The sequence below is a fragment of the Enterobacter sp. PL_is511 genome (genome assembly GCF_055816065.1).
This window is the reverse complement of sequence record NZ_JBVPGP010000013.1, coordinates 39,083-56,464: the sequence shown is the minus strand read 5'-3', so window position 1 is coordinate 56,464 and position 17,382 is coordinate 39,083. Positions and strand designations below refer to the sequence as shown.

The following is a 17,382-nucleotide window of genomic DNA, read 5'->3' as shown; positions in this document are numbered from 1 at the left end:
ACTACAGCAACGGTTTAAGGAAGCGCGCGGTGTGCGAGGCTTCGCACTCTGCAACGGTCTCTGGCGTACCGGAGACAAGAATTTCACCGCCGCCGCTGCCGCCTTCCGGGCCGAGATCGACAATCCAGTCCGCGGTTTTAATCACGTCCAGGTTATGTTCGATGACCACGATGGTGTTGCCCTGATCGCGCAGCTGATGCAGAACCTCGAGCAGCTGCTGGATGTCAGCAAAGTGCAGGCCGGTGGTTGGCTCATCCAGAATGTAGAGCGTCTGACCGGTACCGCGTTTTGACAGCTCGCGCGCCAGCTTCACGCGCTGCGCTTCACCGCCGGACAGCGTAGTGGCGGACTGTCCCAGACGAATGTAGGTCAGGCCGACGTCCATCAGCGTCTGCAGCTTACGCGCCAGCGCAGGGACGGCGTCAAAGAATTCGCGCGCCTCTTCGATGGTCATATCCAGCACTTCGTGGATGGTCTTGCCCTTGTACTTAATCTCCAGCGTTTCGCGGTTATAGCGTTTGCCTTTGCACTGGTCGCACGGCACGTAGATATCCGGCAGGAAGTGCATCTCAACCTTGATCACGCCATCGCCCTGGCACGCTTCGCAGCGGCCGCCGCGCACGTTAAAGCTGAAACGTCCTGGCGTATAGCCGCGGGAGCGTGCTTCAGGCACACCGGCAAACAGTTCACGTACGGGCGTGAAGACGCCGGTATAGGTCGCCGGGTTAGAGCGCGGGGTACGGCCAATCGGGCTCTGGTCGATATCGATAACCTTATCGAAATGCTCCAGCCCCTGGATGTCGCGGTACGGTGCAGGCTCGGCCAGCGTCGCGCCGTTCAGCGCCGTCTGCGCAATCGGGAACAGCGTATCGTTGATCAGCGTCGATTTACCGGAACCGGACACGCCGGTGATACAGGTAAACAGGCCAACCGGCAGCGTCAGGGTGACGTCTTTCAGGTTGTTGCCGCGCGCGCCGGTCAGCTTCAGCACTTTTTCCGGATCTGCCGCTACGCGCTGTTTTGGCACTTCAATCTTGCGCTTGCCGCTCATGTACTGACCGGTCAGCGACTCGGGTACCGCCATAATGTCCTTCAGCGTCCCTTCTGCAACGACCTGACCGCCGTGCACGCCTGCGCCCGGACCAATATCGATCACGTGGTCTGCGGCGCGGATGGCATCTTCGTCGTGCTCCACCACGATCACCGTGTTGCCGAGATTGCGCAGGTGGATCAGGGTGCCGAGCAGGCGCTCGTTGTCGCGCTGGTGCAGGCCGATGGACGGCTCGTCCAGTACGTACATCACGCCGACTAAGCCCGCGCCAATCTGGCTGGCCAGACGGATACGCTGAGCCTCACCGCCGGAGAGCGTTTCCGCCGAGCGGGAAAGCGTCAGGTAGTTCAGGCCGACGTTCACCAGGAACTTCAGGCGATCGCCGATCTCTTTCAGCACTTTTTCGGCGATTTTCGCACGCTGGCCGGAGAGCTTCAGGTTATTGAAGAAGTCCATCGCGTGGCCGATGCTCATGTCTGAGATGGTCGGCAGCGCCGTGTTTTCCACAAACACGTGGCGCGCTTCACGACGCAGGCGCGTGCCCTCGCAGGTGGCGCAGGAGCGGTTGCTGATGAACTTCGCCAGCTCTTCGCGCACCGCGCTGGATTCGGTCTCTTTGTAGCGTCGCTCCATATTGTGCAGCACCCCTTCGAACGGGTGACGACGCACGGAGGTATCGCCGCGATCGTTCATGTACTTGAACTCAATGTTCTCTTTGCCGGAACCGAACAGAATCACTTTGTGCACGTTCGGGCTCAGGCTGGCCCACGGCGCTTCGACGTCGAACTTGTAGTGCTCTGCCAGCGATTTCAGCATCTGGAAGTAGTAGAAGTTACGCTTGTCCCAGCCGCGAATGGCCCCGCCCGCCAGCGACAGCTCCGGGTTCTGGATCACGCGGTCCGGGTCGAAATATTGCTGGACGCCCAGGCCGTCACACGTCGGGCACGCGCCCGCCGGGTTGTTAAAGGAGAACAGGCGCGGTTCCAGCTCGCGCATGCTGTAACCGCAAATCGGGCAGGCAAAGTTGGCGGAGAAGAGCAGCTCTTCCGCTTTCGGGTCGTCCATGTCGGAGACCACGGCCGTGCCGCCAGAGAGTTCCAGCGCGGTTTCAAAGGATTCCGCCAGACGCGTGGCGAGATCGTCACGCACCTTGAAGCGGTCAATCACCACTTCGATGGTGTGCTTCTTCTGCAGCTCCAGCTTGGGCGGATCGGACAGGTCGCACACTTCACCGTCGATACGGGCGCGGATATAGCCCTGGCTTGCCAGGTTTTCCAGCGTCTTGGTGTGTTCGCCCTTACGCTCTTTGATGATTGGCGCCAGCAGCATCAGGCGTTTGCCTTCCGGCTGCGACAGCACGTTATCCACCATCTGGCTGACGGTCTGGGCCGCCAGCGGGACGTCGTGGTCCGGGCAGCGCGGCTCACCCACGCGGGCATACAGCAGACGCAGGTAGTCATGAATTTCGGTAATGGTACCGACCGTTGAACGCGGGTTATGCGAGGTGGACTTCTGCTCAATAGAGATAGCAGGGGACAACCCTTCAATATGGTCAACATCCGGTTTTTCCATCAGCGACAGGAACTGACGCGCGTACGCAGAGAGTGATTCAACGTAACGACGCTGTCCTTCGGCATATAGGGTGTCGAAAGCCAGTGAGGATTTGCCAGACCCCGAAAGCCCGGTCACGACAATGAGTTTGTCGCGAGGGATTATGAGGTTGATATTCTTGAGATTGTGGGTGCGGGCGCCCCGAACTTCGATCTTATCCATTCACCTTTCCCGGTTGGAACACGGATTGCCTGATTTGTTTGAAGGACAAACGGCTGTCAGAAACGGCTAATTATGACACAATTTAACCTGTTTGAATATACAGTATTGGAATGCATTTTCTGATTCGCTGTGTAACAATGTCGAGTTGCGGGAGAACTCTGGAACGTGCTACGCAACTATCAAAGTGCAGCATGGAAATGGTACACTCGCGCGTTTACACTATTAAGAAACGTATTCAGGAGACACGAACATGGCCAGCAGAGGCGTAAACAAGGTGATTCTCGTCGGTAATCTGGGCCAGGACCCGGAAGTACGCTACATGCCGAGTGGTGGCGCAGTTGCCAACATTACGCTGGCTACTTCCGAATCCTGGCGTGATAAAGCGACCGGAGAGATGAAAGAGCAGACCGAATGGCACCGCGTTGTGCTGTTTGGCAAACTGGCCGAAGTGGCCGGTGAGTATCTGCGTAAAGGTTCTCAGGTCTATATCGAAGGCCAGCTGCGCACCCGCAAATGGACCGATCAGTCTGGTGCTGAGAAGTACACCACTGAAGTCGTGGTTAACGTGGGCGGTACCATGCAGATGCTGGGTGGCCGTCAGGGCGGTGGTGCACCGGCAGGTGGTGGTCAGAGCCAGCAGCAGGGCGGTTGGGGTCAGCCTCAGCAGCCGCAGGGCGGCAACCAGTTCAGCGGTGGCGCGCAGTCTCGCCCGCAGCAGCAGTCTGCTCCGGCACCGTCTAACGAACCGCCAATGGATTTCGACGACGACATTCCGTTCTGATCAACGGATGAGAAAACAAAAAACCCAGACATCGTCTGGGTTTTTTTATTGATGAAGGGATCAGGTAATGACCATCGGCCAGTCTGGCGGCGTGTGGCTCATTGCTTCCACCATCACCACTTTAATGTTTTCCCAGACGGCGGCGATATCCAGCAGGGTAATGCCAAGCAGACCCGTTGCAAACCAGCAGGCTGCACCCAGCCCCAGCAGGGTGCTGATGACAGCGAGACCCGCATAGTCAGATTTACGAAACTGAATGTTCAGCGTGCTGGCTAAAAACATCAGCACCGCACTCAACAAAGGCCAGCGCAGGAGAACCATGCTGGTAGTAATGGTTGCCATAAAACCCATCCTCAACAAAACAGACGAACTGAATGAAACAGATTTTTTCGTTACACTATATGTGTGAACTATATCACATTTGCTGTTTTATTCGCCAGTCCCGGGGTGATGAAAAACGGGTGATTCATAGTTGCCGAGAATCAATGGGCGCCTGAGTGAAAATATATCTTTGCTGGCTAAGTTCTCCAGTTCCCGCACTCTTTATAATGAATTCATTAAGATAGCAAAACTGATGCAAAAGGATGCTCACTGTACAATGTTTACAGCAATAACCCTATGGCTTATGCTTGAGTGGACAATTAATTTTACTCGCAGCTAACCTTTCAGGTTCTTGAATTTAATTATTTTTCTATTTCTTTGTACGTTTTTAATTACACACAACGTTGTTTTTTAATTCGCTACGCTGAGATTCAGCCTGTGCGTTGGTTTGTCGATTTTTCGAATCTGAAGAAAGTTGCGTCCGGTTTATCGCCTGATAATCAGCGAAAAAAATGAAAGAAAACCGACGTGAGATTGTTAATGACAGCATGCAAGCGTTGCATGCGCTGGCTAAGCTGATGCCTCAGCTTCATGCTCAATGTTCTCTGACCGACATGCTGACGACCATCAGTCGCGCGCTGGGCGCAAGTCTCGCCTGGGTAAGCGTTAATGGTGATGACGGGCTACAGCGCGTGGTATGCGCCGGGGAGATGACCTGCCATCCCTTCGAAGTGGCCGATTTCCTGGCGGACACCCTGCTCCAGCGGCATCATCGTTCATGGCGGGTGGTCTACTGGAAAGAGAATATTGGCCGTGCGTTATTTCCTCCTCAGCACCCGGGCTATGCGCAGTTGCATAGCGGTGTCCTGTGCAAACTTTCAACCCATAACTGGCACTGCAGTGGTTATTTCTTTTTAGCGTTTGATGAACGGCTCTCTTCTCTGCCAATTCTGAAAAATATCGTCGTAGTGCTGGTCGAAAAATTAAAAGACTATTTCGCGGAAATTATTGCCCGGGAGAAAACTGCCCAGGAAATGCAGCGTGTCGTGACGCAATATAAGACGCTCTTTGAACGCGCCCCGGTTTTAATGAACTCTTTCGACAAATTTAACCGCTGCGTGCTGTGGAATGCCGAATGTGAAAAAGTATTCGGCTGGACGATGGCGGAGATCGCGGAACATACCGATCCGCTTTCGCTGTTTTATCCCGACCCTGAAGAGCGGCGGCGGGTAAGAGAGTCGGTCAATGTCTCGCCGCTGAAGGATATGTATGAGTGGCATCCGCTACGCAAAGACGGCACCCCGCTGACGGTGCTGTGGTCCAACATTCTGTTGCCGGACAACTCTATCCTCAATATTGGGCTGGATATCACGGAGCGGAAAAAAGCCGAACAGCAGCTGCAGGTAAAAGCCACTACTGACGATCTCACCGGCTGCTTTAACCGTTCGGCGATTTTGCAGCAGCTGGAGCTTGCGCTGGCGGCCAGTGCCCGGCAGGAGGTTAACAGCCATTTTTGCGTCCTGATGTTTGACCTGGATTTCTTCAAACAGATCAACGATGAGTGGGGGCACCCGGTGGGTGATGCGGCGCTCCTTCACTTTTGTAACGCGATCCGTGAGTTATCACCTTCAGATTCGGCATTAGGGCGCGTGGGAGGAGAAGAGTTTTTGCTCTTGCTGGCGCAAACGAACGGCAATGGCGCTGCGCAATTATCCGCCAGGTTGCGCACCTTTCTGCAAACCAACCCGCTGGCCGTGGGGGAGAGGAAAGTATCGCTGTCATTTAGTGCCGGGGTTGTGGAAGTAAGCGGAGGACAGCGGGATACTTCAGTCCTGCTGAGGCGTGCCGATAAAGCATTATATGAGGCCAAGCATTCGGGGCGAGGAAAAACGGTGGTGGCAGCTGATTATTTATAAATCAACGAACAAAATACGCCCGAACAAATAGCATAAAATGCCATGTCGAGGTTATGATTTTTCGCGCTGTTACAAGTTTGGCTTAATCAACAATCGTCTGTTGTGTTATCTTCCCACCGCCCTTGCGGGCTGGATAATTATTTTCCTTAATTGAAACGGAACGAATACTTACAGTTTAGCTTACGGGAAAATATTATCGTCATAACGAAATTTAAGATTTTTAATACGAAAAGTCAGTTGCTAACTTCGCATGATTCATGCAACGTAATCACCTGTTTAACAAAGCATCCGGCCTTCATTACTACAGGCGTACAACATGCAGGGATATAGGGCGGGAAATGAATCGTAGCGCGCGGCGCAAAATGCTCAGGGTGGTAGGGATCATCATGGTAGTTATGCTGCCTGTGATGCTTGCGCTATGGTTTGCCCAGCTACGAGCCGTATCTGAAACAAGCGCCCAGCTACGGACATTTGCTGAACTGGCTTTAGACAAAACAGAACTGGTTATTCAACAGGTTGATCTGGCCCGGGACGAGGCTGAAAAATATCAGGGTGAGCTTTGCACGCCGGGACATCGTCAATATATGCTGAACGTTGTTCGTGGCCGCCTGTTTGTCGCCGATTTAATTTACGCTCAAGGTCAGAATTTTCTTTGTTCGACCGTTTTTACACCGGATCGCCCCTACGCTATTCCTGTCGCTAATTACACGCGTAAACCTGACGTCGCTATCTATTATTATCGCGATACCCCATTTTATACTGGTTATAAAATGACATATATGCAGCGCGGAAATTATGTGGTCGTCGTCAATCCACTTTCATACAGCGAAGTCATGTCCGCGGATCATTCTCTCTCATGGGGAGTGTACGACACGGTAACCAATGCTTTCTTTTCCGTCAGCCAGAAAGCCAATGTTTCTTTATTAAATTCGATGATTCGGGATAAGGAATCGGTATTTCAAAAAGATAACCGCTTTTATACGATCGTTAGTTCCCCCAAAAGACCGATTGCGGCCATTGTATCGACATCGAATAAACGCTTTTATGAAACGCTTTATCACCAGGCGACGTTGACGCTGCCGCTGGGCATGATCTGCAGCATTATTATTTTGCTGGTATGGTCCCGTACACATCGTGAGCTCAATTCGCCGGGGCGCTTACTGCACCGGGCACTGACCAAACGACAGCTTTGCGTGCACTATCAGCCGATTATTGATATCAAGAACAACCGGTGCGTGGGCGCGGAGGCGTTGTTACGCTGGCCTGGTTTTAACGGGCAGGTGATGAGTCCGGCGGAGTTTATTCCGCTGGCGGAAAATGAGGGGATGAGCGAGCGGATCACAGACTATGTCGTTGAAGAGGTGTTCAGCGATCTGGGTCATTTCCTGGCCGAGCATCCCCATCTCTATATTTCGATTAACCTGTCGGCCACGGATTTCCACTCCTCGCGGCTGATCGCCATGATTTCCGAGAAGGCTCGCCATTACGCCGTCCGTGCGCAGCAAATCAAAATAGAAGTGACGGAACGCGGTTTTATCGATGTGCCAAAAACCACGCCGGTGATACAGGCTTTCCGTCAGGCGGGTTATGAAGTCGCGATTGATGATTTTGGTACCGGTTACTCGAACCTGCACAACCTCTACTCGCTGAACGTGGATATCCTGAAAATCGATAAATCGTTTATCGATACCTTAACGACCAACAGCACCAGCCACCTGATCGCCGAGCATATTATCGAGATGGCGCAAAGCCTGCGGCTGAAAACCATTGCGGAAGGGGTAGAGACGGCAGAGCAGGTGAGCTGGCTGTTGAAGCGCGGCGTCCAGTTTTGTCAGGGATGGCACTTCGCGAAAGCGATGCCGCCCCAGGAATTTATGACCTGGCAGCAGCAACCTTTGCACTGATATTCATTAATTCAACTGGTGGCGATAGTCGCTCGGCGTGCGGTCAAACTCGCGGCGAAACACGCGGGAAAAGGTTTGTTGCGACACATAGCCAAGATCCATCGCGATATCAAAAATTGGCCGCTGCGTTGAGCGTAGCGCCTGCGCCGCCAGCAGCAGTCTGCGCTGGCGAATGTACTCACCCAGGGTCTGATGCATGACCGTGCGGAACATTCTCTGTAAATACCATTTCGAATAGCCCGACTTTTTAGCGACCACATCGATGTTCAACGGTTGGTCGATATGGTCATCAATCCATTCAATAAGCGTCTGAATAATCTGCTGATGCGACATAAGGTTGCCCCTCTGTAGATACAACTATCTCGGTTAATTCGTCGTTTTCTCTGCGGGGGAGTATAATTCCTCAAGTTAACTTGAGGTAAAGGGGTTTTATGGAAAAGAGATTGCCGCGAATTAAAGCGCTTTTAACCCCCGGCGAAGTGGCAAAGCGAAGCGGCGTTGCCGTGTCGGCGCTCCACTTCTATGAAAGCAAAGGGTTAATCAAGAGTATCCGTAACGGAGGAAACCAGCGCCGCTATACCCGCGATGTGCTTCGCTACGTGGCGATTATCAAAATTGCGCAACGAATCGGAATTCCCCTGGCCACGATCGGCGAGGCCTTTGGGGTGCTGCCGGAAGGGCACACGCTGAGCCCGAAAGAGTGGAAAGAGCTGTCATCCCAGTGGCGCGAAGAGCTGGACAGGCGTATCCATACGCTGGTCGCGCTGCGTGACGAACTGGATGGCTGCATTGGCTGCGGCTGCCTGTCGCGGAGCGATTGTCCGTTGCGTAACCCCGGGGACAAGCTGGGCGAGCAGGGGACGGGGGCACGGTTGCTGGAAGAGGATTGAGATTGTGCGGCCGGTTTGCCGGGTGGCGGCTGCGCCTTACCCGGCCTACCAAACCGAGAACGTAGGCCGGGTAAGCGAAGCGCCACCCGCAAAAAGCACATAAAGAACTAAAGCGCCACATAAGGGCGCTTTAGTTTTTCCCGGTCTTTGTCTTTCACTCTATCCCGCTGGTTCACGGGAGGGTTTCCCCCGACGTCAGCGCCCCTCGTGTCGAGCTGGTTGGGGAGGTTCCGGATTGTGCTGACACTTTAATTCTATGCAAGACCCGTTTTTTCGCCAGCCTCGCTGACCGGTTTTTAGCCGAATTTTTTTCGCGGTGTTGTTCAATTTTCTATAGTTAAAAAGTATGAATAACCAGGAGAAAACCATGCTCACGGTACATCACCTAAACCAGTCGCGCTCGCATCGCGTTATCTGGGCGCTGGAAGAACTCGGCCTGCCTTATGAGATCGTTCACTATCAGCGTGAAAAGAACATGCTGGCACCTGAGGCTCTCAAAAAAGTGCATCCGTTGGGCAAATCACCGGTCATCGAAGATAACGGACTGATTCTCGCAGAGTCAGGCGCCATTCTGGAGTATCTGCAGGAAACGTACGATGCCGAGTCGCGGCTTAAGCCTTTAGATCCGGCGCATAAGGTGCAGTACCGCTTCTGGCTGCACTACGCGGAAGGATCCCTGATGCCGCTGCTGTTAATGAAGCTGGTCTTCAACAGCCTCGGCAAGCCGCCGGTGCCGTTTGGTATCAGAACTTTGGGCAAAGCGCTGGGGCAGGGGGTGCAGAAAGCGTACCTCAACCGTCAGCTGGAAACCCATGCGCGCTTTATTGAGTCGCACCTTGCCAAAAACAGCTGGTTTGCCGGGGATGCGCTCAGCATGGCCGATATTCAGATGAGCTTTCCGATCTTTGCCCTGCTGGCGCGCGGCGGTATCGCTAATCTGCCGCATATTCAGGCCTGGAAGACAAAAGTTGAGAGCAGCCCTGGCTGGCAAAGAACGCTGGAGCAAGGGGGGCCGTTATCTATCCCGGGCGAGGACTGAAATGTAAACAAATTGCGCATAGACGATAACGTTTGCGCATCCTCTGTTTATTTCTTCAGCATCATAAGTGAATTTTAGCGAAAAACGATAAAGTTCAGTTGAAAAGGGCGGGGATTACGCTAGATAATCGTTTGCCTTAATTTGACCACCCGTTTGTAAGCGCGGAGCTAAACGTTTGCTTTTTTTGTGACGCCCTTTCGTCGCAAACGCAACACAAGGATTTGACGTTTAGCTGGCAGCGGCGTCTCCACCTCGCTTACGGACTTCCTAAAAAACTCTCAGGGGATGTTTTCTATGTCTACGCCATCTGCGCGTACTGGCGGTTCACTTGACGCCATGTTTAAAATTTCGGCCCGCGGCAGCACCGTGCGCCAGGAGATCGTTGCCGGTTTGACAACGTTTCTGGCGATGGTTTACTCCGTCATCGTTGTGCCGGGCATGCTGGGCAAAGCGGGCTTCCCGCCAGCGGCTGTCTTTGTGGCAACCTGCCTTGTGGCCGGCGTAGGCTCCATCGTGATGGGCCTGTGGGCGAACCTGCCGCTGGCGATTGGTTGCGCCATCTCTCTCACCGCGTTTACCGCGTTCAGCCTGGTGCTGGGTCAGCACATCAGCGTACCGGTTGCGCTGGGTGCCGTGTTCCTGATGGGTGTGCTGTTTACCGTGATTTCAGCGACCGGCATCCGTAGCTGGATTTTGCGCAACCTGCCGCAGGGCGTGGCGCACGGTACCGGTATCGGCATCGGCCTGTTCCTGCTGCTGATCGCCGCCAACGGCGTCGGTCTGGTCATCAAGAACCCGCTGGACGGTCTGCCGGTGGCGCTGGGCCACTTCGCCAGCTTCCCGGTGATTATGTCGCTGATCGGCCTGGCGGTGATTATCGGTCTGGAAAAACTGAAAGTCCCGGGCGGCATTCTGCTGACCATTATCGGCGTTTCCATTGTTGGCCTGATTTTCGATCCGAACGTCCATTTCTCCGGCATTTTCGCCATGCCGTCGCTGAGCGATGACAAAGGCAACTCCCTGATTGGCAGCCTGGATATTGTCGGCGCGCTGAACCCGGTGATCCTGCCAAGCGTGCTGGCGCTGGTGATGACCGCAGTGTTTGACGCGACCGGTACCATCCGCGCGGTGGCCGGTCAGGCGAACCTGCTGGATAAAGACGGTCAGATTATTGATGGCGGCAAAGCGCTGACCACTGACTCCCTGAGCAGCGTCTTCTCTGGCCTGGTGGGTGCGGCACCTGCGGCGGTGTACATCGAATCCGCAGCGGGTACGGCGGCAGGCGGTAAAACCGGCCTGACGGCGATCACCGTCGGCGTGCTGTTCATGCTGATCCTGTTCCTCTCTCCGCTCTCCTATCTGGTTCCGGCGTATGCGACCGCGCCAGCGCTGATGTACGTTGGCCTGCTGATGCTGAGCAACGTGGCGAAAATCGACTTTGCAGACTTCGTGGACGCGATGTCCGGCCTGATCACCGCAGTCTTTATCGTGCTGACCTGTAACATCGTGACCGGCATTATGATCGGCTTCGCTTCGCTGGTGATTGGTCGTCTGGTCTCCGGTGAGTGGCGCAAGCTGAATATCGGCACCGTGATTATCGCCGTTGCGCTGGTGGCGTTCTACGCGGGCGGCTGGGCAATCTAAGTTGTCCATTGATGCGAAAACGGGTGGCTCAGGCCGCCCGTTTTTATTTTCAGGACTCATCCTGTTGCCTTTTGCGTTACTCTGGGGAAGATAGAATAAAAGGCACGACGCCTTCCGGAGTACATAAGCAACACAGCAAACAGGGAACGCATGGAAATCTTCTTCACAATACTCATCATGACCCTTGTGGTCTCGCTATCCGGGGTGGTTACACGCGTACTGCCCTTTCAGGTCCCCCTGCCATTAATGCAAATTGCCATCGGCGCGCTGCTGGCGTGGCCGACGTTTGGCCTGCACGTGGAATTTGACCCCGAACTGTTCCTCGTGCTGTTTATCCCGCCACTGCTGTTTGCCGATGGCTGGAAAACGCCCACGCGCGAATTCCTTGAGCACGGGCGCGAGATCTTCGGCCTGGCGCTGGCGCTGGTGGTGGTCACCGTCGTCGGGATTGGTTTTCTGATCTACTGGGCGGTACCGGGCATTCCGTTAATACCGGCTTTTGCGCTGGCCGCCGTGCTGTCGCCAACCGATGCCGTGGCGCTGTCCGGCATTGTGGGTGAAGGCCGTATTCCGAAGAAAATCATGGGGATTTTACAGGGGGAAGCGCTGATGAACGACGCCTCCGGCCTGGTTGCCCTGAAGTTTGCCGTGGCCGTTGCGATGGGCACGATGGTCTTTACCGTCGGCGGCGCGACGCTGGAGTTCTTCAAGGTGGCGATTGGCGGTATTCTCGCGGGCTTCGTGGTGAGCTGGCTGTACGGCCGCTCATTGCGTTTCCTCAGCCGCTGGGGCGGCGATGAACCCGCTACGCAGATCGTACTGCTGTTCCTGCTGCCGTTTGCCTCTTATCTGATTGCCGAACATATCGGCGTGTCGGGCATTCTGGCCGCGGTCGCGGCAGGGATGACCATTACCCGCTCCGGCGTGATGCGCCGCGCGCCGCTGGCCATGCGTCTGCGTGCAAACAGCACCTGGGCCATGCTGGAGTTTGTCTTTAACGGCATGGTGTTCCTGCTGTTGGGCCTGCAGCTGCCGGGCATTATGGAATCCTCGCTGGTGGCGGCCGAAGCCGACCCGAACGTTGAGGTCTGGATGCTGTTTACCGACATCGTGCTGATCTACCTGGCGCTGATGCTGGTGCGTTTCGGCTGGCTGTGGACGATGAAAAACTTCAGCGTCCGTTTCCTGAAGAAAAAGCCGATGGAGTTCGGCTCGTGGACAACGCGTGAACTGCTGATTGCCTCTTTTGCGGGCGTACGCGGGGCGATCACCCTTGCCGGTGTCCTCTCCATTCCGCTGCTGCTGCCGACGGGCGACGTCTTCCCGGCGCGCTACGAGCTGGTCTTCCTGGCAGCGGGCGTGATTCTGTTCTCACTGTTTGTCGGCGTGATTATGCTGCCGATTTTACTCCAGCATATTGATGCCGGTGATTCGACCCAGCAGCATAAAGAGGAGCGTATTGCGCGGGCGGCTACCGCCGAAGTGGCGATTGTCGCTATCCAGAAAATGGAAGAACGTCTGGCCGCGGATGCGGAAGAGAACATCGACAATCAGCTGCTGACGGAAGTGAGTTCCCGCGTGATTGGTAACTTGCGCCGTCGCGCGGACGGGCGTAACGACGTGGAAAGCTCGCTGCAGGAGGAGAACCTTGAGCGTCGGTTCCGTCTGGCGGCGCTGCGCTCCGAGCGTGCCGAGCTGTATCACCTGCGCGCCACGCGCCAGATCAGCAACGAGACGCTGCAAAAGCTGCTGCACGATCTGGATCTGCTGGAAGCGCTGTTGATAGAGAATCAGTAGCGCTGTTTTGCCGGGTGGCGGCTTCGCCTTACCGGGCCTACGGTTCGAACGTAGGCCCGGTAAGCGCAGCGCCACCGGGCACTATTCAGACCGCACCCAAAACCCCTCACAACACTGCAGCCACGCCTGCGCGCTCTGCGACAAATACACTCCTTCACGCCAGATCATCCCCAACTGCCAGTGTAGATCGCTCTCCAGCGGGATCCAGCGCAGCGTGTTTTTATCCAGACGCTCGCAAATCGGCTGCGGCAGAATGGCAATCCCCACGCCGGCCTGCACCATCGCCGCCAGGAAATCCCACTGCCCGCTGCGTACCGCAATGCGTGGCTTCACGTTATGCTGGTTAAACAGCGTCATCAGCTGGCGGCTGAGGGCGAAGTCTTCGTTGTAAATCAGCAGAGGGTGCTCGCCGAGCAGTTCAGGCTTCACCGACTCCCTCTTCAGCCAGTCGCCGGAGCGGGGCACCAGCACGCACAGCGGGTGGCTAAAGAGCGGAAGCGTCGCCAGGCCGCTCTCTTCCTCAACGGGGAGGGCGGTCATTGCTACGTCGAGCTCGCCGTTGGTGACGGCCTGCTGGACGGTTAACCCACCAAACTCCGAAATCTTCAGCTCTACGCCGGGATAACGCTGGCGAAACAGGCTAATCGGCCCGGCCATCATCATGCCGACCATCGGGGGAATGCCGAGGCGAAGCACCCCTTTCGTCAAATGGTTTATATCGTCCAGCTCCGCTTCCAACTGGCGGAACTCCGCCAGAATCGCCAGCCCGCGTTCGAACACCACGCGTCCGGTGTCGGTCAGCAGCAGCTTGCGCCCGTCGCGGATCAGCAGGGTACAGTTCAGTTCATCTTCGAGGTTTTTCAGCATCTTGCTGATGGTGGGTTGGGTGACAAACAACTTCTCCGCTGCGCGGGTAAAACTTTGCTGACGAACCACTTCGACAAAATAGCGCAGCGTTCTTATGTCCATGATTATTCCTCGAAACTATACCTTTGATGATTTTAATTCATTTCAGTCCACACCGTGCGCTCACTATACTGGCGCCTCGTCTCATTTTTGAGGAAAACCCCCATGGCCGTGGCGTTAAGCCGTGTTACGCCTGCCGTTGTTCAACGACTCCAGGTCCCGGTTCAGGTACTGCTCTACGCGGGGCTGTTTGTTTTTGCCGAATATCTTGTCGGTTGGCTCCACCTGCCGCTGCCTGCCAACCTGGTGGGGATGCTGCTGATGCTGACGCTTATTCTGTGTCGCGTGATCCCCCTTAACTGGGTGCGCGCCGGGGCGCGCTGGCTGCTTGCGGAGATGCTGCTTTTCTTTGTCCCCGCCGTGGTGGCGGTGGTGAACTATGCGCAGCTGCTGATGGTGGACGGCTGGCGAATCTTTGCGGTGATCGCGCTGAGTACGCTGATGGTGCTGGGGGCGACCGCCTGGGTGGTGGATAAAGTGTATCGCTTTGAAATCAGCAGGCACAAACATGACTAACTTTCAGATCAGCGTCTTGTGCCTGATTGCGACGCTCGGTATCTACTTTGCCAATAAGCGGCTGTATCGCCGTTTTCACGCCCTGCCGCTGATGCCGCTGGTCTTCACGCCGATCCTGCTGGTGCTGATGCTGGTCTTTGGCCACATTTCCTGGCAGAACTACATTGGCGAATCCCACTGGCTGCTGTGGCTGCTCGGCCCGGCGACCATCGCCTTTGCCGTGCCCGTTTACGACAACCTGGCGATTATCAAACGCCACTGGATGTCGCTCAGCGCGGGCGTTGTCACCGCCACGGTGGTCGCGGTCTGTAGCTCCGTCTGGCTGGCGAGACTGTTTACGCTGCCCGATGAAATTCAGCGCAGCCTGGCCGTGCGCTCGGTGACCACGCCGTTTGCGCTGGCGGCGGCAAAACCGCTCAGCGGGCAGCCGGACCTGGTGGCGCTGTTTGTGGTGGTGACGGGCGTCTTTGGGATGGCGGTGGGCGATATGCTGTTCCTGCGGCTTTCCATTCGCGAAGGCATGGCGAAAGGGGCAGGGTTCGGCGCGGCGTCGCACGGCGCGGGCACGGCACGGTCCTATGAGCTGGGGCAGCAGGAGGGCGTTGTCGCGAGCCTGGTGATGATGCTGTCGGGCGTGGTGATGGTGCTGGTTGCACCGCTGGTGGCGTGGGTGATGTTTTAAGCTCCCCGGCCAGAATGGCCGGGGAGAAAGGCTTAGTGCGCGCGGCCCTGCTCGACGCCGAGACCGGTTTGTGAACGAATAAACTGGGCGCGGAATTTTTCGCGCTCCAGGTTACCCTCCGGCGAATTGTCGGTGGCCGAGAAGAACCAGATGCCGATAAACGCCACGGCAATGGAGAACAGCGCCGGGTATTCATACGGGAAGATGGCGCTTGCGTGACCGAGGATCTGCACCCAGATCGTCGGGCCCAGAATCATCAGGATCACCGCCGTCAGCAGCCCCAGCCAGCCGCCAATCATCGCGCCACGGGTAGTCAGTTTCGACCAGTACATGGAGAGCAGGATGATCGGGAAGTTACAGCTTGCCGCAATGGAGAAGGCCAGCCCCACCATAAAGGCGATGTTTTGCTTCTCGAACAGAATGCCTAACAGAATCGCCACCACGCCCAGCACCAGCACGGTGATTTTGGAGACCTTCAGCTCATCGCGCTCGCTCGCGCCTTTGCGGAAGACGTTGGCGTAGAGGTCATGCGAGACCGCCGACGCCCCGGCCAGCGTCAGACCCGCAACCACCGCAAGAATGGTGGCGAAAGCCACGGCAGAGATAAAGCCGAGGAACAGGTTACCGCCCACCGCGTCCGCCAGGTGCACCGCCGCCATGTTGTTACCGCCAATCAGCGCGCCTGCGGCATCTTTAAATGACGGGTTCGCCCCCACCAGCATGATCGCGCCAAAGCCGATGATAAAGGTCAGAATGTAGAAGTAACCCATGAAGCCGGTGGCGTAGAAGACGCTCTTGCGCGCTTCACGCGCGTCGCTCACGGTGAAGAAGCGCATCAGAATATGCGGCAGACCCGCGGTACCGAACATCAGTCCGAGACCCAGTGAAAGCGCCGATATCGGGTCTTTCACCAGCCCGCCCGGGCTCATGATTGCTTCCCCTTTCGGGTGGACCGCCATGGCTTCGGTAAACAGGTTATTGAAGCTGAACCCGACGTGCTTCATCACCATAAAGGCCATAAAGCTGGCGCCGAACAGCAGCAGCACGGCTTTGATGATCTGCACCCAGGTCGTCGCCAGCATGCCGCCGAACAGCACGTACATCACCATCAGTACGCCAACCAGCACCACCGCGATATGGTAGTTCAGGCCGAACAGCAGTTGGATCAATTTACCCGCGCCCACCATCTGCGCAATCAGGTACAGCGCCACTACCACCAGCGAGCCGCAGGCGGAGAGGGTGCGAATCGGCCCCTGTTTCAGGCGATACGAGGCCACGTCGGCGAAGGTATAGCGGCCCAGGTTGCGCAGGCGCTCGGCAATCAGGAACAGAATGATCGGCCAGCCGACGAGGAAGCCGAGGGAGTAAATCAGGCCGTCATAGCCGGAGGTGTAGACCAGCGCGGAGATGCCAAGGAAGGAGGCGGCGGACATAAAGTCACCCGCAATCGCCAGCCCGTTCTGGAAGCCGGTAATGTTGCCGCCTGCGGTGTAGTAATCGTTACGGGAGCGCACGCGTTTCGACGCCCAGTAAGTGATATAAAGCGTCAGCACCACGAAAATCAGGAACATCACAATCGCCTGCCAGTTGGTCGGCTGGCGCTGTACCTCGCCGGTAATGGCATCCGCCGCGTGGGCGGCAAAGGGAAGTGTGGCGGCGAGCGCCGTCAGAACTCGCTTCATGATGCTTTTACCTCTTGCAGTACCGCTTTATTAAGACGATCGAATTCACCGTTCGCGCGCCAGACGTAGACGCCGGTCAGCAAGAATGAAATCACAATCACGCCAATGCCAATCGGAATACCGCGCGTCACGCTGGTCCCCTCGTGCAACGGGGTGCCCAGCCAGTGTGGGGCAAAGGCGATCAGCAAAATAAAGCCGACATAGATAATCAGCATGATGATGGAAAGGATGAAGGCAAACCGTTGCCGCTTATCGACGAGCTCCCTGTAGTGCGCACTATTCTCTATCTGCTGACAAATATCGTTATTCATCACAGAGTTCTCCAGAAGTAAGGTTTGTTTTATCCCCTCTCCCCTATGGGGAGAGGGTTAGGGTAGGAAGGTGCGGTCTGATGCCCTCACCCCGGCCCTCTCCCACGGG

Annotated in this window: 15 protein-coding genes; 9 read left to right on the top strand and 6 right to left on the bottom strand. The window is 56.1% G+C overall.

What is annotated here, in order from left to right; translation table 11 throughout:
• Position 1 precedes the first annotated feature (1 nt).
• The gene (gene uvrA / locus AC0TN7_RS01595; protein WP_024906722.1) at positions 2-2,824 is read right to left on the bottom strand and encodes an excinuclease ABC subunit UvrA; all 2,823 of its coding nucleotides are present in this window, start codon (positions 2,822-2,824) and stop codon (positions 2-4) included.
• A 250-nt stretch (positions 2,825-3,074) separates the two neighbouring features.
• Here uvrA and ssb1 point away from each other — a divergent pair, with 250 nt between their 5' ends.
• Positions 3,075-3,605 (top strand): single-stranded DNA-binding protein SSB1, encoded by a 531-nt coding sequence (gene ssb1 / locus AC0TN7_RS01590; RefSeq protein WP_023310055.1) that lies wholly within the window; start codon positions 3,075-3,077, stop codon positions 3,603-3,605.
• Between the two features lie 60 nt (positions 3,606-3,665).
• Here ssb1 and AC0TN7_RS01585 read toward each other — a convergent pair whose 3' ends face one another.
• Positions 3,666-3,947 (bottom strand): YjcB family protein, encoded by a 282-nt coding sequence (locus AC0TN7_RS01585; RefSeq protein WP_008503385.1) that lies wholly within the window; start codon positions 3,945-3,947, stop codon positions 3,666-3,668.
• Positions 3,948-4,438: 491 nt separating this feature from the next.
• Between AC0TN7_RS01585 and AC0TN7_RS01580 the strand changes: the two genes are divergently transcribed.
• Together AC0TN7_RS01580 and AC0TN7_RS01575 are read left to right on the top strand one after the other, a co-directional pair.
• Positions 4,439-5,842 (top strand): diguanylate cyclase, encoded by a 1,404-nt coding sequence (locus AC0TN7_RS01580; protein ID WP_473701787.1) that lies wholly within the window; start codon positions 4,439-4,441, stop codon positions 5,840-5,842.
• 338 nt (positions 5,843-6,180) lie between these two features.
• Positions 6,181-7,746, top strand: coding sequence for an EAL domain-containing protein (locus tag AC0TN7_RS01575; protein ID WP_048989829.1), 1,566 nt, complete (start codon positions 6,181-6,183; stop codon positions 7,744-7,746).
• Between the two features lie 6 nt (positions 7,747-7,752).
• Here AC0TN7_RS01575 and soxS read toward each other — a convergent pair whose 3' ends face one another.
• Entirely contained in the window at positions 7,753-8,079 is a 327-nt protein-coding gene (soxS, locus tag AC0TN7_RS01570) for a superoxide response transcriptional regulator SoxS (RefSeq protein WP_008503387.1), read from the bottom strand.
• Positions 8,080-8,177: 98 nt separating this feature from the next.
• On the opposite strand from soxS, the gene soxR reads away from it, so the two are divergent.
• The 4 genes from soxR (at position 8,178) to AC0TN7_RS01550 (ending at position 13,116) form a co-directional block, all read left to right on the top strand.
• Complete coding sequence (gene soxR / locus AC0TN7_RS01565) at positions 8,178-8,636, top strand: redox-sensitive transcriptional activator SoxR (protein WP_008503388.1); 459 nt, start codon at positions 8,178-8,180, stop codon at positions 8,634-8,636.
• Positions 8,637-9,003: 367 nt separating this feature from the next.
• Positions 9,004-9,675, top strand: coding sequence for a glutathione S-transferase family protein (locus AC0TN7_RS01560; protein WP_024906726.1), 672 nt, complete (start codon positions 9,004-9,006; stop codon positions 9,673-9,675).
• A gap of 294 nt (positions 9,676-9,969) precedes the next feature.
• The gene (ghxP, locus tag AC0TN7_RS01555) at positions 9,970-11,319 is read left to right on the top strand and encodes a guanine/hypoxanthine transporter GhxP (RefSeq protein ID WP_032650612.1); all 1,350 of its coding nucleotides are present in this window, start codon (positions 9,970-9,972) and stop codon (positions 11,317-11,319) included.
• 150 nt (positions 11,320-11,469) lie between these two features.
• Complete coding sequence (locus AC0TN7_RS01550; RefSeq protein WP_024906728.1) at positions 11,470-13,116, top strand: Na+/H+ antiporter; 1,647 nt, start codon at positions 11,470-11,472, stop codon at positions 13,114-13,116.
• A gap of 81 nt (positions 13,117-13,197) precedes the next feature.
• Here the strand turns inward: AC0TN7_RS01550 and AC0TN7_RS01545 are convergent, their stop codons facing one another.
• Positions 13,198-14,085, bottom strand: a complete 888-nt coding sequence (locus AC0TN7_RS01545; RefSeq protein ID WP_024906729.1) for a LysR family transcriptional regulator — start codon at positions 14,083-14,085, stop codon at positions 13,198-13,200.
• Between the two features lie 102 nt (positions 14,086-14,187).
• On the opposite strand from AC0TN7_RS01545, the gene AC0TN7_RS01540 reads away from it, so the two are divergent.
• Complete coding sequence (locus tag AC0TN7_RS01540) at positions 14,188-14,598, top strand: CidA/LrgA family protein (protein WP_021242769.1); 411 nt, start codon at positions 14,188-14,190, stop codon at positions 14,596-14,598.
• On the top strand, positions 14,591-15,280 hold the full coding sequence (locus tag AC0TN7_RS01535; RefSeq protein WP_473701786.1) for an LrgB family protein: 690 nt from the start codon (positions 14,591-14,593) through the stop codon (positions 15,278-15,280). The genes AC0TN7_RS01540 and AC0TN7_RS01535 overlap by 8 nt, the downstream gene beginning before the upstream one ends.
• Before the next feature lie 32 nt (positions 15,281-15,312).
• Here AC0TN7_RS01535 and actP read toward each other — a convergent pair whose 3' ends face one another.
• Positions 15,313-16,962, bottom strand: coding sequence for a cation/acetate symporter ActP (actP, locus tag AC0TN7_RS01530; RefSeq protein ID WP_473701785.1), 1,650 nt, complete (start codon positions 16,960-16,962; stop codon positions 15,313-15,315).
• On the bottom strand, positions 16,959-17,273 hold the full coding sequence (locus AC0TN7_RS01525; protein WP_024906733.1) for a DUF485 domain-containing protein: 315 nt from the start codon (positions 17,271-17,273) through the stop codon (positions 16,959-16,961). The genes actP and AC0TN7_RS01525 overlap by 4 nt, the downstream gene beginning before the upstream one ends.
• Positions 17,274-17,382: the final 109 nt, after the last annotated feature.